The sequence below is a fragment of the Kribbella capetownensis genome (assembly GCF_004331485.1).
GTDB lineage: Bacteria > Actinomycetota > Actinomycetes > Propionibacteriales > Kribbellaceae > Kribbella > Kribbella capetownensis.
In genome coordinates this window covers 698,205-716,831 of sequence record NZ_SJKD01000001.1, presented here as the reverse complement: position 1 = coordinate 716,831, position 18,627 = coordinate 698,205, and the positions used below count along the sequence as shown (strand labels likewise).

At 69.5% G+C, this 18,627-nt stretch carries 14 protein-coding genes; 8 read left to right on the top strand and 6 right to left on the bottom strand.

Annotated features, from left to right (window positions below; all coding sequences use genetic code 11):
* The first annotated feature begins 111 nt into the window (after positions 1-111).
* Positions 112-969 carry a DNA-formamidopyrimidine glycosylase family protein gene (locus tag E0H75_RS03510; protein WP_131511561.1) on the top strand — a complete coding sequence of 286 codons (858 nt, stop codon included), beginning with the start codon at positions 112-114 and terminating at the stop codon, positions 967-969.
* Here the strand turns inward: E0H75_RS03510 and E0H75_RS03505 are convergent.
* Together E0H75_RS03505 and E0H75_RS03500 are read right to left on the bottom strand one after the other, a co-directional pair.
* Positions 962-1,921 (bottom strand): trypsin-like serine peptidase, encoded by a 960-nt coding sequence (locus E0H75_RS03505; protein WP_131511560.1) that lies wholly within the window; start codon positions 1,919-1,921, stop codon positions 962-964. The genes E0H75_RS03510 and E0H75_RS03505 overlap by 8 nt on opposite strands.
* 72 nt (positions 1,922-1,993) lie before the next feature.
* A complete protein-coding gene (locus E0H75_RS03500) occupies positions 1,994-2,803 on the bottom strand; it encodes a hypothetical protein (protein WP_131511559.1) in 810 nt (269 codons plus the stop codon).
* A gap of 118 nt (positions 2,804-2,921) precedes the next feature.
* On the opposite strand from E0H75_RS03500, the gene E0H75_RS03495 reads away from it, so the two are divergent.
* The 3 genes from E0H75_RS03495 to E0H75_RS03485 all read left to right on the top strand — a co-directional run bounded on the left by E0H75_RS03495 (position 2,922) and on the right by E0H75_RS03485 (position 7,697).
* A complete protein-coding gene (locus E0H75_RS03495; RefSeq protein WP_131511558.1) occupies positions 2,922-3,245 on the top strand; it encodes a rhodanese-like domain-containing protein in 324 nt (107 codons plus the stop codon).
* A gap of 149 nt (positions 3,246-3,394) precedes the next feature.
* On the top strand, positions 3,395-6,778 hold the full coding sequence (locus E0H75_RS03490; RefSeq protein ID WP_238162795.1) for a phosphodiester glycosidase family protein: 3,384 nt from the start codon (positions 3,395-3,397) through the stop codon (positions 6,776-6,778).
* Positions 6,779-6,788: 10 nt separating this feature from the next.
* Positions 6,789-7,697, top strand: a complete 909-nt coding sequence (locus E0H75_RS03485) for a S66 peptidase family protein (protein WP_131511556.1) — start codon at positions 6,789-6,791, stop codon at positions 7,695-7,697.
* Here E0H75_RS03485 and E0H75_RS03480 read toward each other — a convergent pair.
* The 3 genes from E0H75_RS03480 to E0H75_RS03470 form a co-directional block, all read right to left on the bottom strand.
* Positions 7,690-9,480 (bottom strand): S9 family peptidase, encoded by a 1,791-nt coding sequence (locus tag E0H75_RS03480; protein WP_131511555.1) that lies wholly within the window; start codon positions 9,478-9,480, stop codon positions 7,690-7,692. The two genes, E0H75_RS03485 and E0H75_RS03480, sit on opposite strands and share 8 nt — an antisense overlap.
* A 63-nt stretch (positions 9,481-9,543) precedes the next feature.
* Complete coding sequence (locus E0H75_RS03475) at positions 9,544-11,322, bottom strand: ABC transporter ATP-binding protein (protein ID WP_131511554.1); 1,779 nt, start codon at positions 11,320-11,322, stop codon at positions 9,544-9,546.
* Entirely contained in the window at positions 11,319-13,082 is a 1,764-nt protein-coding gene (locus E0H75_RS03470; RefSeq protein WP_131511553.1) for an ABC transporter ATP-binding protein, read from the bottom strand. Before E0H75_RS03470 ends, E0H75_RS03475 begins: the two co-directional genes overlap by 4 nt.
* Positions 13,083-13,272: 190 nt before the next feature.
* Between E0H75_RS03470 and E0H75_RS03465 the strand changes: the two genes are divergently transcribed.
* Entirely contained in the window at positions 13,273-14,694 is a 1,422-nt protein-coding gene (locus E0H75_RS03465) for an MFS transporter (RefSeq protein ID WP_131511552.1), read from the top strand.
* On the opposite strand, the gene E0H75_RS03460 is transcribed toward E0H75_RS03465, so the two are convergent.
* Positions 14,681-15,703 carry a GTP pyrophosphokinase gene (locus E0H75_RS03460; RefSeq protein ID WP_131511551.1) on the bottom strand — a complete coding sequence of 341 codons (1,023 nt, stop codon included), beginning with the start codon at positions 15,701-15,703 and terminating at the stop codon, positions 14,681-14,683. The genes E0H75_RS03465 and E0H75_RS03460 overlap by 14 nt on opposite strands.
* Positions 15,704-15,762: 59 nt before the next feature.
* Between E0H75_RS03460 and E0H75_RS03455 the strand changes: the two genes are divergently transcribed.
* From E0H75_RS03455 to E0H75_RS03445, 3 genes are all read left to right on the top strand, one after another.
* Complete coding sequence (locus tag E0H75_RS03455) at positions 15,763-16,341, top strand: class I SAM-dependent methyltransferase (protein WP_131511550.1); 579 nt, start codon at positions 15,763-15,765, stop codon at positions 16,339-16,341.
* A gap of 108 nt (positions 16,342-16,449) precedes the next feature.
* Positions 16,450-17,643 carry an ATP-binding protein gene (locus E0H75_RS03450; RefSeq protein WP_131362408.1) on the top strand — a complete coding sequence of 398 codons (1,194 nt, stop codon included), beginning with the start codon at positions 16,450-16,452 and terminating at the stop codon, positions 17,641-17,643.
* Positions 17,644-17,742: 99 nt separating this feature from the next.
* On the top strand, positions 17,743-18,597 hold the full coding sequence (locus E0H75_RS03445) for a DUF3152 domain-containing protein (RefSeq protein WP_131511549.1): 855 nt from the start codon (positions 17,743-17,745) through the stop codon (positions 18,595-18,597).
* Positions 18,598-18,627: the final 30 nt, after the last annotated feature.

The window sequence follows — 18,627 nt, the reverse complement described above, 5'->3', positions numbered from 1 at the left end:
GCCTCCCTATCCTGTTGCCACCGACGGTAGCCGTCCGGCACAACTGTCTCCAATAGGTGATTTACCGGAGAACCCCGGGAAAGTGTCCCTGGCTTACGGCACACTGGGACGGTGCCAGAGTTGCCGGAGGTGGAGTCGCTGACGGTGTTCCTGCGGGAGCGAGCCGTCGGCCGGGCGTTCGTTCGTGCGGACATCACCGCGATCAGTGCGTTGAAGACGTACGATCCGCCGATCTCGTCGCTGGTCGGGCTGCTGATCGACGACGTCCACCGGTACGGGAAGTTCCTGGACATCTCGGCGCAGGGTGTGCACCTGGTGATCCACCTGGCGCGCGCCGGCTGGCTGCGGTGGCGGGAGGAGCAGTCGACCGGGCTGGTGCGGCCGGGGAAGGGCCCGATCGCGCTGCGGACCGTGCTGGACGACGGCTCCGGGTTCGACCTGACCGAGGCCGGCACGCAGAAGAAGCTCGCGGTGTACGTCGTCCGCGACCCGGCCGAGGTCCCCGGGATCTCGCGGCTCGGGCCGGATCCGTTCACGCTGTCGCTGGAGGACTTCAGTGACATCCTCAAGCGCCAGGGCCGGGTTCAGCTCAAGGGCGTCCTGCGGAACCAGTCGGTCATCGCCGGGATCGGCAACGCCTACTCCGACGAGATCCTGCACGTCGCGAAGATGAGCCCCTTCAAACCCGCCTCGAATCTGTCCGAGGACGAGCTCAAGACTCTGTACGACGCGATGCGCGAGACCCTCCAGGACGCGGTCGACCGGTCCGCCGGGCTCGCCGTCCAGGACCTGAAGTCGGAGAAGAAGTCCGGTCTGCGTGTGCACGGCCGCAAGGGCCAGAAGTGCCCGATCTGCGGTGACATCGTCCGCGAGGTGAGCTTCGCCGACTCCTCGCTGCAGTACTGCGCCACCTGCCAGACAGGCGGCAAGCCGCTGGCCGACCGCCGCCTGTCGAAGCTGCTCAAGTAGTCATCAGGTCGAACATCGTCTTCACGTCGGCCGAGTTCGGTGTCGACAGCAACGTCGGCGTACCGCTGGTCGTCCGTCGTGACGTCACCGCGAACACGTACCCGAGGTTCGCGTCGATCCGGTCCTTCAGCCACGGACCGCCACTCGCACCACCGTTCATGGAGCAGGTGAGAGCGGCGTCCGAGCCGCCCCACGCGAACGTGTCGCCGTCGCAGTAGTACGGCACCTCACCGTTGTACGGCGGCTCGGCCGGCCAGCCCCAGATCCGGGCACCGGGCTGGTTCTGGCTGTTGCCCCAGACCAGTCCGTTCCCGCCGACCGCGTCGATCAGGTTGGCGCCGTTGCGCTGCTGCAGTGTGACGAACGCCTGGTCGTGGGTGAAGTCGCTGCTGTCCATCCACGAGTTGAACGTGCGCGCCTGGCTCCAGTTCCACAGGCCGTAGCCCGACTGGCCGTTGTAGTACGCCGGCGCGAACACGATGTTCGAGTGCCACGCCCCACCGGAGCCGCTGTGGACGCAGTGGCCGGCGGTGATGATCAGGTTCTTGTAGTTGTTGTTGATCGTGGACGCCGAGCACACGTAGTTGAGCCCGTTGTCGACGAAGAACAGCTTGCCCGCCGTACTCGGAACGATGTCGTTCGCGAGCTTGTGGCCGAGCGGCGCTGTTGGCTTCGAGGCGATGCCCCCAGGTCCGGAAGGCCCTTGTTTTGCTGGGGTTCTGGCATCGCCGGGCAGATCGGCCGGGATCGCGTTCTTCAGCTTGTCGGCGGTCCAGTAGCCGGTCGCGTCGAGCGCACCGGCCGGCACCTTCGACGGCAGTGCAGGGGCCTGTACGGCGGTTGTCGCGGCAGGCGAGCTGGAGGTCGAAGCGGCTGCGGTGGTGGTGGCAGCTCCGGTAAGCAGGACGCCGGCGGCCAGCAGCCGCAGGGTTCTGGGCAGGGCAGTGCGCATGGGTGACTCCTCGATCGGGGCGGAAGATCGATCAGCCTCAGTACAGGGGAACCGTTGCCGGAATTCAACCCGTCACAGGTGAATCGAATACGGTGACGAGGCTGAGCGACGGCCGGCGTCCAGCCGGGCCTCGAGGACGTACACACCCGGCCGTCCGGTGATCGTGGCGGTCCAGCCCGTTGACCCGCCGGGCTCGAGCTCCTCGAACATCCAGCGGCAGGTCCCCGTGGGCAGCGCCAGCTCGACCTCGCCCTGAGCCACCGTGCGGCCGAAGTTCGTGACTCGGACGACCAGCTCGCCGGCCGAACCGCAGGCGTGGATCGACGCCAGCACGGTGCCAACCGGCGCGACGAGCACCCGGCGTACGCCGGCCGGAAGTGTCAGTGGGACCACGAGACCGGCCGGCACCTGGAAGGGTCCGATGGTCCGGCCGAGGTGATGGATGGGCAGCGACTGGTTCGCCAGCTCGATCTCGCCGGACGCGTCGCCGAAGACGCGTACGGCGACGTCCGCGGAGCGGCGGGCGACGAGGTGGGCCGTCGTACCGGCCGGGGTGAGGTCCCAGACGCCGTCCGCGTTGGCGGTGACCGTGTCCGGCGGGACGATCCGCAGCTTGCCCTCCAGCGAGACCCGGACGACGGCCCGCTCGGTGGACTCGGGCAGGCGGACGAGCAGGTCGTCGCCGTCGTGGCGCCAGGTCAGCGCCTTGCCGGTACCGTCCTCGACCACGTGCCGCGGCGTGGTCGCCAGGCCCGGCAGCCGGACCTCGTGGTTGGGGGGACGGCGGGTGATCCGGAGCAGCAGGAGCTCACCGTTCCGCAGGATCGCCTCGCCCCACGGCTGCGGCCCGAACTCGCCGGGGATGCCCTGAATCAGTGCCAACGCCGCCGCCTCCTGTGATCTACGGTCCGCAATCCGGTCTGCCGGTGTCAACGCGATTTCCACGCCTCGGCCCGCCGTGGCCGGATCGCGTCACCTGGCGTCTGGGATGATCGGAGGCATGTTCCAGAATCAGCAGATCCCCTCGGTCGTGGTGGCCGAACTCGACGACACCTTGCTTGCGGAGGCGTTCGTGCTCGACGTCCGCGAGCCGGACGAGTGGGACCGCGGGCACATCGACGGCGCCGTGCACATCCCGCTCGGCGACCTGCAGCAGCGCGTCGGTGAGGTGCCGGCGGACCAGAAGGTGCTCTGCGTCTGCGCGGTCGGCGGCCGGTCCGGGATGGCCACCCAGTTCCTGAACTCGATCGGCCGCGAGGCGATCAACCTGGACGGCGGCATGCACGCGTGGCAGGTGTCCGGGCGCCCGGTCAGCACCAACTGATCCGAGTCAATAGAGAAGAAAACCTTCCGGTCAGCCGCTGGAGACGTTACTTTGTCACCGGTCGGTTGACCGGCGTACACCTGTGCCTCATGTGACGGTAGAGCGCATCGCGTCGGATGGCCGCGTCCGTCCACGTTGGGGAGGCTCCCGTGTCGCTCTTCCGTCCCTTGACCCGACCCGTGATCGCAGCCATCGGCGCGGGTGGCCTGCTGGCCGGTGTCCTGGTCAGCCCGTCCTCCGCGCAGACAACAGACGGCCCGATCCCGGATGCCGGGATCGCCGGTGACGGCGTACTGACGACGCGCGAGGACAGCCCGGTCGCGCCCGGCGTGAACTACACGTCGTTCGAGCGCCTGGACCCCAAGGGCTGGCAGCGCGGCGACATCCTGACCACCGACCTGGACAAGCACGGCGTGACGGTCGACTACGTCAACACCGGCAAGGTCTCCGGCGGTACGCCGCTCAGCCGGCAACTGGCGAGCCGAGGGGCGATCGCCGGCGTCAACGGCGACTTCTTCGACATCAACGACACGACCGCGCCGCTCGGTGTCGGCATCCAGCGCGACGGACGGCTGATCAACGCGCCGGCCGCCGGCCACAACGACACCGCGGTGATCGGCAAGGACGGCCTCGGCCAGATCGCGCAGCTGTTCCTGCAGGGCGGCGCGACCGACGACGACGCGACCAAGCTCGAGCTGACCAACCTGAACTCGCCGGCCGTCAACTCCGGCGGCATCGGCCTCTACACGCCGCAGTGGGGTGACGCGGCCCGGACCCGGACCGTCGACGGCCTGCCGACCGTGCGCGAGGTGATCCTTCGCGACGGGGTGGTCGTCTCCTCAGCCGCCACTCCGGGCACCACGCCGCTGGCCGCGAACGAGCAGGCGCTGATCGGCCGGGAGGCGGGCGCCGACGCCCTCACCGCCTTCGAGGTCGGCGACAAGGTCGACGTCGAGTACGGCCTGCGCCCCGACGCGGCGAACGTCGCGGTCGGTATCAGCGGCAACTACCAGTTGGCCAAGGACGGTGTGGTCCCCGCCGACGTACCGGACGCCGACCTCGCGCCCCGGACGGCGGTCGGCTTCGACAAGGACGGCAGCCGGATGTTCCTGCTGACCGTCGACGGCCGGGCGACCGGCTCCCGCGGCCTGTCGCTCAAGGAGATGGGCGAATTGATGATCGGCCTCGGTGCCGACGACGCGCTCAACCTCGACGGCGGCGGCTCCTCCACCATGCTGGCCCGCTCGCCCGGTGAGGCCGGTCCGCAGGTGGTGAACGACCCGTCCGACGGTGGCGAGCGCCTGATCCCGAACGGCCTCGGACTCCTTCCGGTGAAGGGCTCCGGCAGGCTCAAGGGCTACCAGGTCGAGGCTCTGGGTACGGCGGCCGATGGCCCGGACGCCGATGTGTCGCGCAGCTCCCGCGTCCTCACCGGCCTCAGCCGCGTTCTCACCGCCACCGGCCACGACGAGACCTACGCTCCCGCAACAGGTACGCCGTACTGGTTCGCCGGGGGCAATGTCCGCGTCGACCAGCAGGGTGTGGTGACCGGCCGGCGGGCCGGCGACGTCGTGGTCACGGCGGCTCGCGGTTCGGCGAACGGGAGGTTCCCAATGACGGTCCTCGGTACGCCGACCCGCCTGGCACCGTCGACCCGGCAGGTGTCGTTGGCGGACTCTGTCGCCAAGGGGTTCTTCGAGGTCGACGGGTACGACGCCGACGGGTTCTCCACCTGGATCGAACCGCGGGACGTCAGGCTGACCTACGACCCGGCCGTCGTCAAGGTGGTTGCCAAGGGCAATGGGTTCGAGGTCAACGTCCTCAGCGACGAGGCGGTCTCGACGGTGGTCACGGCCAACGTCGGGGACCTGACCACCCAGCTCAGTGTCACCGCCGGTCTGACCAGCACGGTCGTGGACGAGGTCGACGACCTGACCAAGTGGGCCGCGAACGCCGTACCGGTCGGTGCGGCGACGGCCTCGGCGTCCGCCGCCGAAGGGCATGACGGCGGCCAGGCGATCGCACTCGACTACTCGCTGACGGGCAGTACGGCGACGCGAGCGGCGTACCTCTCGCAGGCACCGCAGCAGACGCTGCCCGGCCAGCCGCAGAAGCTGGGCGCCTGGGTCTACGGCGACGGCAAGGGTGCGTGGCTGCGGGCGAATGCGTACGACGCTGCCGGTGGCACCGCGCAGACGCTGAACCTCGCGGCCACCGTGGACTGGACCGGCTGGAAGTACGTCGAGGCGGACATCCCGCCCGGTCTGGCGATGCCACTGCGGTTCTGGCGGATCTACGTCGTCGAGACCGTGCCGACCCGGCAGTACTCCGGCCGGATCATCATCGACGACCTGACCGTGCGCAGCGCGCCGCCGGTGACCGTGGCGCCGCCGGCGAAGGTGATCGACCCGATGGTGGTCACGGACGGGACGGTGACCGGCGCCGGCCGCTGGCGGTTCGCGGTGATGTCGGACGCGCAGTTCACCTCCGACGACCCGAACTCGGACTACGTCAAGCAGGCCCGGCGGACGATCCGCGAGGCGCTCGCGCAGCACCCGGACTTCCTGGTGATCAACGGTGACTTCGTCGACCGGGCCTTCCCGAACGACATCGCGCTGGCCAAGCAGATCATCGACGAGGAGGTGGCCGGCAAGGTTCCGGTGCACTACGTGCCCGGCAACCACGAGAGCTACGGACCGGGTGACCTGTCCGAGTGGAGCAAGGTCTTCGGCTCGCCGACCAGCACCTTCGACCACAAGGGCACGCGGTTCATCCTGCGTGACTCCTCGCTCGGTTCGCTGCGGGCCGGTGGGTTCGACCAGATCCGCGACCTGCGCGCGCAACTCGACGACGCGGCCCGGAACAAGTCGATCCGGAACGTCGTGGTGATGGCGCACCACCCGATCGACGATCCGTCCCCGACGGCCAACTCGCAGCTCGGCGACCGCAAGGAGGCCGCGATGCTGGTGAAGTGGCTGGCCGGCTTCCGTGCGCAGACCGGCAAGGGTGCGGCGTACATGGCGGCGCATGCTGGGACGTTCGCCGCCACCCGGACGGACGGCGTGCTGCTGCCGCTGACCGGTAACTCGGGCAAGAGCCCGGCCGCGGCGCCGGACGCGGGTGGCTTCACTGGCTGGGCGCTGGTCGGGATCGACCCGAAGGCCACCGCGGCTCCCGCCGGCGAGCGGAAGTGGTCGGCGCCGGAGCGGTCCTGGTTCCAGGTCGAGCTGCGGCCGCATGTGGACTCGCTCGAGCTCGCTGCGCCCGCGACGCTGCACCGAGGTGAGACGGGTAGGGCGGCCGCGACCGTGGTGCAGGACGAGCGCCGGGTGCCGGTCGCGTTCCCGGTGTCGTCCGACTGGTTCGGCTCGGCGCTCCTCCACATCGGTCCGGCGAACACCGCGCCGTTCTGGGCCGTCGCGTCGTACGACCCGGCCACCGGCCAGGTGACCGGCATCCGCCCAGGCACGGTCCAGCTGGGCGTCACGGTCAACGGCGTCTCCAAGAGCAGCACGATCGAGGTCACTTGGTAGCGTTCCGCGCGTGACTGACGTGAGGGTGCCCGCGAGGCTGCGGGCTGGGGACCGGGTGGCCGTGGTTGCGCCATCCGGTCGGGTCGAGGCGGCGCGGCTGGAGATCGGGACCGGGCACCTGAAGGCGTGGGGCCTCGAGGTCGAGGTGATGCCGTCGGTGCTGGCCGGGCATGAGCGGCTGACCTACCTGGCCGCCGATGACAAGGCCCGGGCCGAGGACCTGCGGACGGCCTGGCTGGACTCACGCTTCGCGGCTGTGTTCTGCGCCCGTGGCGGGTACGGCGTCCAGCGGATGCTCGAGTACGTCGACCTCGACGAACTGGTGGCCGGGCCGAAATGGTTCATCGGGTTCAGCGACATCACCGCGCTGCACGAGCCTCTGAACGCCCGCGGACTGGTGACCATCCACGGACCGATGGCCGCCGCTGTGGAGCAGTTGGGCGCTGCGGACGGCCGGGAACGGCTCCGCGAGCTGCTGTTCGAGCCCGAGAAGGTGACCGACCTTCTCGCGCCCGCAGGCGCCCGGACTGTGGTCGGCGGCGTCGCCGACGGATCGCTGCGCGGTGGCAACCTGGCCATGCTCGCAGCAAGCATCGGTACGCCGACCTACGCGCCGCCGACCGGCATCGTCGTGCTGGAGGACGTGAGCGAGGACGCCTACCGGGTGGACCGGCTGCTGACGCAGCTGCTCCGCTCAGGCTGGTTCGCGGGCGTCACCGGACTGGTGATCGGCGACTTCAGCGGAGCGGACGACTCCGACCTGGTGAACGCAGTGATGCGCGATCGGCTGGAGCCGCTCGGTCTGCCGATGGTCGAGGGCGCCGCGATCGGGCATGAGGACCTGAACCTCGCCGTACCGCTCGGACTGCCGGCGCGGCTGGACGCTACCGCCGGAACGCTCGCACCGCTGTTCAGCTGACCAGGTGCCGACGTAGGAACGCCAACGCCTGCGGGTAGGCGTCGAGCTTGTTCTTCAGTTTCGCCAGGCCGTGGCCCTCGTCGTCGTACACCAGGACCTGACAGGGCACGCCGCGCTTCGTGAGCGCGTCGCTGACCTGCTCGGTCTCCGACAGCGGCACCCGCGGGTCGTTGGCGCCGTGGATGACGAACAGCGGCGCACGGATGTCGTCGACCCGGTTCAACGGGCTCGCGGACTCCAGGAACTCCCGGTCGGTGGCCAGGTACCCGTACTCGCGCTCACGCATCGCGCGTCGGTAGTCCGAGGTGTTCTCCAGGAACGTGACCAGCGAGGCGATCCCGACGATGTCCACACCGGCAGCCCACAGCTCCGGCTGGAACGCGAGCCCGGCCAGCACCATGTAGCCGCCGTACGAGCCGCCCCACAGTGCTGTCCGCTTCGGGTCGGAGCCGATCGTCGGGAGCCACGCGTGGATCGCGGCCAGGTCCTTCACCGAGTCCAGCCGCAGCTCCCGGTCGTCCAGCGAGTACCACCGCTTCCCGTACCCCGCCGATCCACGCACGTTCGGTACGACGACCGTGTGGCCATCGGCGGCGAGAGCGGAGACGACCGGAACCCAGTTGCGCATCGCCGCGCCCTCCGGACCGCCGTGCACGTGGACGATGGTGGTGCCGAGGTCGGGGCCGGTCGGCCGGAACACGAACACCGGCACCTGCTCCCCGTCGAACGACGGCACCAGCAGGCTCTCCGGGTGCGTGAGCTGCGACGGCGCCTCCGGCATCTCCGGCGGCCGCACCTCCAGCAACTCCCCGGACGCCGGGACGTAGCGGAACACAGTCGGCGGACAGACCGGCGAGCTGTACGTGATCGCCGCGAACGAGCCGTCCGCGGACCAGTGCGGATCGGGCGTCAACATCAGCAGTCCGGCGCAACCGCCCGCGGGCAGACCGACCGGAGCGACCTCGGAGCCGTCGTCGAGCCGATGCAGGGCCAGCGACACCTCGCCGTCGTGCAGTACGCCGACCAGCAGGTCCTCACCATTGGGAGAGGCCCAGCCGGCCAGATCACGGGAGTCGTCCACGAGTACGTCGGTCCACTCCCGGTCGCTGAGGTCGTACCGCCGTAGGGCCATCCGGTCCCGGTCCGCGTTCGTCGACACCAGGAACCCGGTCGAGTCCGGCAGCCAGGACACCGCCGCCTGGTCGTTGTGCGCGTCGTACGGCGTGAGCTCGGTGACGGACCGGGTCCCGGTGTCGACCAGGAGGAGCTGGATGGAGTTCGCCGGCGCGCTGGCCAGGGACAGCACCACCCACTTGTCGTCCGGGGACGGGGTCACACCCATCACCCAGCCACCACCGTCGTACAGGGCCGTGTCCCTGTCGCCGCCCAAGTCGTGGGCGACCAGGTCGAAGTCCGTGCCGTTGCGCCGGTTCGTGGTGAACAGGACGCGGCCGGGCCTGGCGTCGACGAGGTGGTGGACGTACTCCGGGTCGTGGACGAGCGGGGTCAGGGTGGGGAGACCGGGCTCGTCGAGGTCGAGCAGTGAGAGCTGACCGAGCTCACTGCCGCCGTCGTCGTGCTCGACCACGACCTGGCTGCTCTCGGGGATGAACCGTGCGCCGCGGACGGTGTCGTCCAGCGCGGTCAACGCCCGCCAGGTCCCGTCCGGTGCCACGTGGTGCACCTGCCGGGTGCCGCTGCCGTCGTACAGGACGAGCAGTGCACCCTCGTCGTTCACATCGAGAGCGGTTGTGGACGGCAGTGAGAACAGCGTTGTCAGCACAGGTTCATCCTCACACGCGACAGGTCCGGGGGCAGGCCCAACGGCCTGCCCCCGAGCCTGGCCTCAGCGATCGCCGTGCCAGGAGTGCCAGAGCGCCGCATAGGGGCCCTGGGCATCGACCAGTTCGTCGTGACCGCCGAGCTCGACGATCTTGCCGTCCTCGACGACCGCGATCACGTCCGCATCGTGCGCGGTGTGCAGCCGGTGCGCGATCGCCACCACGGTCCGGCCTTCCAGTACGCCGGCCAGCGACCGCTCCAGGTGCCGTGCGGCCCGCGGGTCCATCAACGAGGTCGCCTCGTCCAGGACCAGCGTGTGCGGGTCGGCCAGCACCAGCCGGGCCAGTGCGACCTGCTGCGCCTGCGCCGGCGTCAGCGAGATCCCACCGGAACCCACCTCGGTGTCCAGCCCGTTGTCGAACCCGGCGACCCAGCCGTCGGCGTCGACCGAGCGCAGCGCCGCCCAGAGGTCGGCGTCCGACGCCTCCGGCCGAGCCAGCCGCAGGTTGTCCCGGACGCTGCCCACGAACACGTGGTGCTCCTGGTTGACCAGCGCCACATGACTTCGGACCTGCTCGGCGGACATCTTGTCGAGGGCAGCACCGCCCAAGGTGATGTCACCGAGCCGCGGCGAGTAGATGCCGGCCAGCAACCGGCCAAGGGTCGACTTCCCCGCACCGGAAGGCCCCACGAGCGCCACCCGGGCACCTGGCTCGACCGTCAGTGTCACGCCGTGCAAGACGTCCCGGCCCTCCAGGTAACCGAACCGCACCTCGTCGGCGAGCACCCGCCGGCCCTCGGGCTCGGCCTGCTCGTCGGCTGCGGCCGCCTCGATCTCACGGACCCCGACCAACCGGGCCACCGACACCTGCGCGACCTGGAGCTCGTCGTACCAGCGGATCATCATGTTGACCGGCTCGACCAGCATCTGGATGTACAGCGCACCCGTGGTGAGGGCGCCGACGGTGAGCCAGCCCTGGATGGCGAAGCCGCCACCGATCACCAGCACCGCAGCCAGTGCCACCGTGTGGGTCATGTTGATCACCGGGAACAGGATCATCCGCAGGTACAGCGTGTACCGCTCCCACGCCACCCACTGACCGATCCGGGTGTCGCCCAGCTTGATCCGGCGATCGCCGAGCCGGTGCGACTCGACGGTCCGGCCGGCGTCGACGGTCTCGGCCAGGCCTGAGGCCACCGCAGCGTACCCGGCGGCCTCCGACCGGTACGCCGAAGGCGCGCGGCGGAAGTACCAGCGGGCGCCGATGATCAGGATCGGCATCGCGATCACCACGGCCACGGCCAGCGGCGGCGCGGTGATGATCAGCGCACCGATCAGCAGCCCCGCCCAGATCACCGCAATCGTCAACTGCGGTACGGCGTCCCGCATCGCGTGCGAGAGCCGGTCGATGTCCGTGGTGATCCGGGACAGCAGGTCACCGGTCCCGGCCCGCTCCAGGACACCCGGCGGCAGCCCGACCGCGCGGACCAGGAAGTCCTCGCGCAGGTCGGCGAGCATCTCCTCGCCGAGCACCGCGCCACGCAACCGGGTCAGCCGGACGAACACCGTCTGCACCAGGAGCGCGCAGACGAAGCCGACCACGACGTACGGCAGGTCGACGTCGCTCTTGCCCTGCGACAGCTTCTCCACCACGTTGCCGAGCAGCCAGGGGCCGACCATCCCGCTCAGCGCCGCCACTGTGTTCACCAGCGTCAGCCAGGCGAACGCACGGCGGTGCCGGCGGAACAGGATCTTCAGATAGGCGCGCACGGTCGCGCTGCCTGCCACCGGCAGCCGCGCCGCTTCCTGCGGCGCCGCCGGGTCGTACTCGGGGCTCCTCACGCCGACTCCTCGAAGGTTGGCTCGTCTTCACGGGTGACGACCGCGCGGTAGCGCGGGTTGGTGTGCACCAGTTCGTGGTGCGTCCCGACCGCCTCGACGCGGCCCTCCGGCACGAACACCACGCGCTCTGCGCGGTCCAGCATCAGCGGGCTGGAGGAGAACACCACAGTGGTCCGGCCGGCCCGCAGCAGTCGCAGACCGTCCGCGATCCTGGCCTCGGTGTGCGCGTCCACCGCACTGGTCGGCTCGTCCAGCACCAGCACCTGCGGGTCGACGTACAGCGAACGGGCCAGTGCCACTCGCTGCCGCTGCCCACCGGACAGGGACCGTCCGCGCTCGGTCAGCACGGCCTGCATCGGGTCCGAGACACCAGCCGGCAGCGTCTGCCGCAGTACGTCGAGAATGTCCTCGCACTGCGCGGCGTCGAGCGCAGTCTCCGGTGAGACATCTCCACTGGACGGTACGTCGAACAGCTCCCGCACCGTCCCGGACAGCAACACCGGGTCCTTGTCCTGCACGAGTACGACAGTGCGCGCGGAGTCCAGCGGGATGTCGTCGAGCGGTACGCCGTCCAGCAGCACGGACGCCTGGTTCTCCTCGGCGCCCGGGCTGTGACCGCCCAGACGATCGGCCAGCCGGCCACCCGCGTCCGGGTCGCCGCAGACGACCGCGGTGAAGCTCCCGGCCGGCACATGCAGACCGGTGACCGGGTCCAGCAGGTCGCCCTCGGGCAGCTGGGCCTCGGCGGTGCCCATGGTCTCGTCGGTCCGCTGCAGGGCCAGCACACGCGCGGCCCGGCGGGCCGACACCTTCGAGAAGATGAAGGCACTCGCCGTCTCCTCGAACGTGTGCAGCGGCACCAGCATGAACGTGATGAACCCGTACGTCGTGACGAGCTCGCCGACAGTGATCCGGCCGGACGTCACCAGCCGGACACCCATCCACACGACCAGCACCAGGAACAGTCCGAACAGGAGCACCTGGAGAGCCGCGATCAGCGACCACATCCGGGCACTGCGGACCGCACTGGCGCGGTAGTCCTGCGAGGCGTCTCGGTAGCGATCCAGGAACAGCTGCTCGCCACCGATGCCACGCAGTACGCGCAGACCGGCGACGGTGTCCGCGGCCAGCTCGGTCGCGCGGCCGCCCTTGGCGCGCTGCACGTCGGCACGACGCTCGGCCGGCCCCATCAGCGGGACGATCGAGAACGCCAGCACCGGGACGGCGATGGCGACCACCAGGCCGAGCTGCGGCTCGTAGAACAGCAGCCCGATCACCACGGCGAAGCACGTCAGCAGTGCGGCCGCGAACCGGCCGAGCACCTCGACGAACCAGCCGATCTTCTCGACGTCGCCGCTGCTCACGGCGACCACCTCACCCGCGGCGATCCGGCGGGTCAGCAGCGAACCCAGCTCCGCGGCCTTGCGGAACAGCAGTTGCTGCAGGCGCGCCGCCGTACCGATCCAGTTGGTCACCACGGCACGGTGGAAGAACGAGTCGGCGCCAGCTTTGGCCGCACCGAACACGAGCAGCAGCACCCCGGCCAGGATCAGCTTGGGCCAGGACAGGTCGATCACCGCCTGGACGGCGAGACCGACGGCGACCGGAGCGGCGGCGATACCGCCGAAATAGAGCAGCCCCCAGAACACGGCGAGGGCTTGCCCGCGCAGCTGCTGGTGCTCCAGCCAGATGATGAGTCGGAGACCGGACCGGGTGTCCGGCACACCCGGGTCGGCGAACGGAATGAGGCGCAGGGACATGACGTCTCACAAAGAGGCATAGAAGGATGGAGAAGGCACCTGACCAGGCGAATGGATCAAGCCTAGGCGGGGCCGCCGACAGTCCGCCAACCGTTTTCGGCCCCGGCCGATTCCGAGGGCCGAGCACGAGGAAACCGCTCCCGGACGGCGGTTGTACAGTCTTCAAGCAGATGGTGTCGGAGGGAGCCGGGTGGAGGAGCTGACGCGTAGGCGGCGGTTGCTGATCCTCGGCATCTGCTGTTCCAGCCTCTTCATCGTCGGCCTGGACTCCACCATCGTGAACCTGGCCCTGCCGGCCATCCGGTCCGAGCTCGGCGCCTCGGTGTCCGAGCTGCAGTGGACCATCGACGCGTACACCCTGGTGCTGGCCAGCCTGCTGATGGTCTCCGGCTCGACCGCGGACCGGGTCGGCCGGCGACGGACGTTCCAGGCCGGGCTGGTGGTGTTCGGGCTCGGGTCGCTGCTGTGCGGAGTCGCGCCCACCATCGGCCTGCTGATCGGGTTCCGGATGCTGCAGGCGATCGGCGGCTCGATGCTCAACCCGGTGGCGATGTCGATCATCACCAACACCTTCACCGACCCACGCGAGCGGGCCCAGGCGATCGGGGTCTGGGGTGGCGTGGTCGGGCTCAGCATGGCTGTCGGCCCGGTGGTCGGCGGAGCGCTCGTCGACGCGGCGGGCTGGCGGTTCATCTTCTGGATCAACGTGCCGGTCACGCTGGGCGCCGTACTGATGACGGCGCGGTTCGTGCCCGAGTCGCGGGCCGCGGTGCCGCGGCGGATGGATCCGGTCGGGCAGGTGCTGGTGGTGCTGCTGCTCAGCGCGCTGACGTACGGGATCATCGAGGGCCGGTCGGCCGGCTGGACCTCGCCGTTGATCATCGGGTGCTTCGTGGTGACGGTCGCGTCGCTGGTGTCCCTGGTGATGTACGAGCGGCGGCGCGAGCAACCGCTGCTGGAGCCGCGGTTCTTCCGGAGTGCGCCGTTCTCGGGGGCGACGCTGATCGCGGTCGCTGGGTTCTCGGCGCTGTCCGGATTCCTGTTCCTGAACTCGCTCTATCTGCAGTCGGTGCGTGGGTTCTCGGCGCTGCATGCCGGGTTGCTGACGCTTCCGATGGCGGCGATGACTGTGGTGTTCGCGCCGATCTCCGGTTGGCTTGTCGGGCACCGCGGTCCGCGCATGCCGCTGGTCGTTGCCGGGAGCATGCTGACTGTCTCCGGGCTGGTGCTGTCGCGGTTGAGTCTGACCACGTCGACCGCGATGCTGCTGGTCGGCTACCTGATCTTCGGCTTGGGCTTCGGGATGCTGAACGCGCCGATCACCAACGCCGCGGTGTCCGGGATGCCGCGCTCCCAGGCCGGTGTCGCGGCCGCGATCGCGTCGACCAGCCGCCAGGTCGGTGCCTCGCTGGGTGTGGCGATCGCGGGCACGATCCTCACCGCCAGTCTGGTCGGCACGCTGGAGACCGGCTTCATCGACGCGGCCAAGCTGTGCTGGTTCGTCATCGCCGGCTGCGGCGTACTCGTCCTCGTGCTCGGCCTCATCACCACCGGCGCCTGGGCCCGCCGTACCGCCGAAGCCGTCGCGGAGGACCTCGTCAAGACTCGATGATCCCGGCGCGAGTGAGTGCTTTGAGGCGTCCGCGGAGGATCTTCTGCCGGCGTTCCTCGTCCGGGAACAGATCGACGTACGCCGTACCCTTCGCGGCCAGTAGGTCGTCGTCGAGGCGGCGCACCGTGCCGGCCGGGAAGCGGTGGGTCATCGCGGCCTGGACCGCGGAGCTGTCGATGCCGGTCAGGAGTTCGGTGAGCTGCTCCTCGGTGGTGACGCCGAGCCGGGCCAGGATGCCGAGGATCCACGTGTAGTGGTTCGTCTTGGCGTGTGGCGCATCCGGATAGCGCCGAGTCAGGTACGTCGTCAGCGTCGCCGTCGTCAGGTCACGCGGGGTCTTGTCCGGTTCGGCCGCCGCGAGCTCGCGGTACAGCCGGTCGATCTCGGTGAACTCGTTGTCCACCAGCTCCATCAGCGCCGCCGCCAGCAGGAACCGCCGGTCGAACTCCGGCTTGCGGTCCGGGGGGATGTCCAGCTTGTACCGGATGTCGTGCTCGAACTCGGCCCACGCGTGCTGGACCGCGGTCCGTACCTGGATCTCCATCACCAGGTTCTTCAGTACGGCGTACTCCGGCAGCTCGCGGCGAGTCGCGTTCAGCCGGACCAGGTAGTGCTTGCTGGCGTACCCGAACACGCCCTGCGCCCGGGTGTGCGCACCCATGTCGGTGTGCTCGACGATCTCGAACTCGGCCTCGATCACCTCGCAGACCCGGTCCACCGCCTCGGCCAGGAACGTGATCACCCGGGCCGCGACCAGGTCGGTGATCTGGTTCAGCGGGTCGTCGTACTTCGGCCGGGCCGGGTCGTCCGGATGCGGCTTCGACGCCTTGTCCAGGAACGACTCCGGATCCTTCGCGCGAGCGGTCGCGCTGAGGTAGTTGATGCCCTCCTCGTCACCGATCAGCTCGTCGATGAGCGCCTCGAGCTTGCGCGCGCCACCGACGTACTGCTGATGCATCCGCTCGTACAGGGCTCCCGCCTGCCGAGCCCACTCCACCCGCCCAACCATGACAGGACGATAGTGCTCCCGAAGGCCTAGTGTCCTGAGTCGCCTGCAAGACTCGCCCCATGCCCGACATCACCGACTGGGCGCCGTACATCGCCTTCACCTCCGGCAATGCGCCCCGACCGCTGCACCAGGCCGCGCTCGCCTACTTCACCGAGCCCGGTACGGCGGTCGACCTCGGCTGCGGCGCCGGCAACGAGACCCTCGACCTGCTCGATCGCGGCTGGCAGGTCCACGCCGTCGACTCGAGCCCGGCTGCTCTCGCGGAGGTCTCACGCCGAGCCGGCGACAGGCCAGGTCTGACGCTGGAACGCAGCGACCTGTGGGATGCGCGGCCTCCGGTCGGCGACCTTGTCCATGCGGGCTTCAGCCTGTTCTTCGCGCCGCCGGAACGGTTTGCGGAGACCTGGGCGGTGGTGACCCGGTCAGTACGGCCGGGCGGCATCTTCGCCGGCCAGTTGCTCGGGGTGCGTGACGACTGGGCGCGGCAGCCGAAGATCTCCGCGCAGGACGACGCGGAGGTCCGGGCCTTGCTGGACGGATGGAGCGTGGAGCGGCTCGACGAGGTGGAGAACGACGGGCAGGCGCTGAACGGGCCGAAGCACTGGCATCTGTACGACGTGCTGGCTAGGCGGGTCTAGGAGTTTCTAGCGGAATTGCTAGAAAGCTGTAGACAGGGCTCGCGACACGCTCTGGGGGTTGCTAGCGAAATCTAAGGAAAACGCTAGACGCGCTCATACAGTGAAAGCATGGATCCGATCCGGAATCCCTATGCGCCCGGCGCCGGTCAGCGACCGCCTGAGCTGGCCGGACGCGACATCGAGGTGCGGCAGTTCGAGGTGGTGCTCGAACGCGTCGCGGCAGGCAGGCCGGAGCGGAGTCTGGTGCTGAGCGGACTCCGCGGCGTCGGTAAGACCGTGTTGCTGAACACCTTGCGCAGCCAGGCGATCAAGCGCGCCTGGGGTACCGGGAAGATCGAGGCCCGGCCGGACCAGAGCATCCGGCTGCCGATCGCGCAGGCACTGCACACCGCGATGCGCGAGCTGGGACACCGGCACCGCGACGACGAGCGGGTCGACAGCTTCAGCGCCGTACTGAAGGCGTTCGCGCTGCGCACCGCCGCCAACGACCGCAAGGGCATCCGGTGGCATCCACCGGTCGACGTGGCCGCCGCGAAGGGCCGCGCGGATTCCGGTGACCTCGAGATGGACCTGATCGAGCTGTTCACCGATGCGGCCGATCTGGCCGGCGATCTGTCCGTCGGCGTCGGGCTGTTCATCGACGAGATGCAGGACATCAGTCCCGACGACCTGTCCGCGCTGTGCGCCGCCTGCCACGAGATCTCCCAGCAGAGCGCGCCGCTGGTCGTCGTCGGCGCCGGCCTCCCGCATCTGCCCGCCGTACTGTCGGCCAGCAAGTCGTACTCCGAGCGGCTGTTCCGCTACATCCGCGTCGACCGTCTCGCCCGCGACGCGTGCGATCGCGCGCTGATGATTCCGGCGGAGAGTGAGGGCGTCCAGTACGACGACGAGGCGCTGGACGAGCTGTACGCCCAGACCGACGGCTATCCGTACTTCGTCCAGGCCTTCGCGCACGCCACCTGGGACCACGCCCCGACCTCACCGATCACCATCAAGGACGTCGCCGTCGCGGGCCCGGAGGCCTCCGCCGAACTCACCGTCGGCTTCTTCGGCTCCCGCTACGAACGCGCCACCCCGGCCGAACGCGAGTACATGCGCGCGATGGCCGAGCTCGGCATCGGCGTCGACGACGGCTCGGTCCCCACCGCCGAGGTCGCCAGCACCCTGAACCGCAAACCCCAGTCCCTCTCCCCGGCCCGCGACGGCCTGATCAAGAAGGGTCTCGTCTTCTCCGCCGAACGCGGCACCGTCGCCTTCACGGTCCCCCACTTCGGCAAGTTCCTCCGCACCCGTACGGCCTGAGGTACCTCTGATCGGCCACCGGGCCTTCGGATCATTGGTGGTGCAAGTCATGAATCTGCCCTTTCGTGGAGTGGTGCTGGCTCTGTAGGGTGAATCGTCATGACCACCGGGCGGACTGGCCAGCAGGCGGACGCGCGTGTCCGCAAGCGCGGTGGCCGGCACAGCCGGAAGAAGTCGCACAAGGCGCAATGGTTCTCGGTCACCGCATTGGCCGTGCTCGGGACCGTGGTGGTGATGCACCCGGACGCTGCCGGTCGGCGGAGCCTCGCGGCAGAGGTCATTGCCGGCACCAACGCCCCGGCGGCCTCGACCCCGGTGGCGACTCCCGCACCGGCACCGATCGCGACGCCCACGCAGAAGTTCACCACTCCGTTGCGCCCGGCACCGAGTCTGACCCGGAAGCCGAAGAGCTCGAAGCCGAACGTCACTGTCTCCACCGGCCGGCTCGCGGTCGTGCCAGGATTCGCCAAGGCCAGCGGCGTGAAGGACAAGCTGACGTACCGGGTCGAGATCGAGCAAGGCGTGTCGCTGAACGGGCCCGCCGTTGCCGCGATCATCCACCAGACACTGACCGATCCGCGCGGCTGGCAGGCGATCCACCCGGTCAACTTCGAGCGCACCGACAAGGTCGACGCCGACCTGCGGATCATCCTGGCCACGCCGACCCTGACCGACAAGCTGTGCCTGCCGCTCGACACCGGCGGCGAGGTGTCCTGCCGCGTCGACGACCGTGCCGTCCTGAACGCCAAACGGTGGCTGTACGCGGTTCCGGCGTACGGCGGGAACGTCGCCCTCTACCGGAACTACCTGGTCAACCACGAGGTCGGGCATGCGCTCGGTCACGGCCACTCCACCTGCACCCAGGCGAAGACCCCTGCGCCAGTCATGATGCAGCAGACCATGGGCCTGGGCGGCTGCCTGCCGAACGCGTGGCCCACGATCAAGGCAACCTGAGCCGTCCGTGAGAAGCTGAGTCGGAGGGGA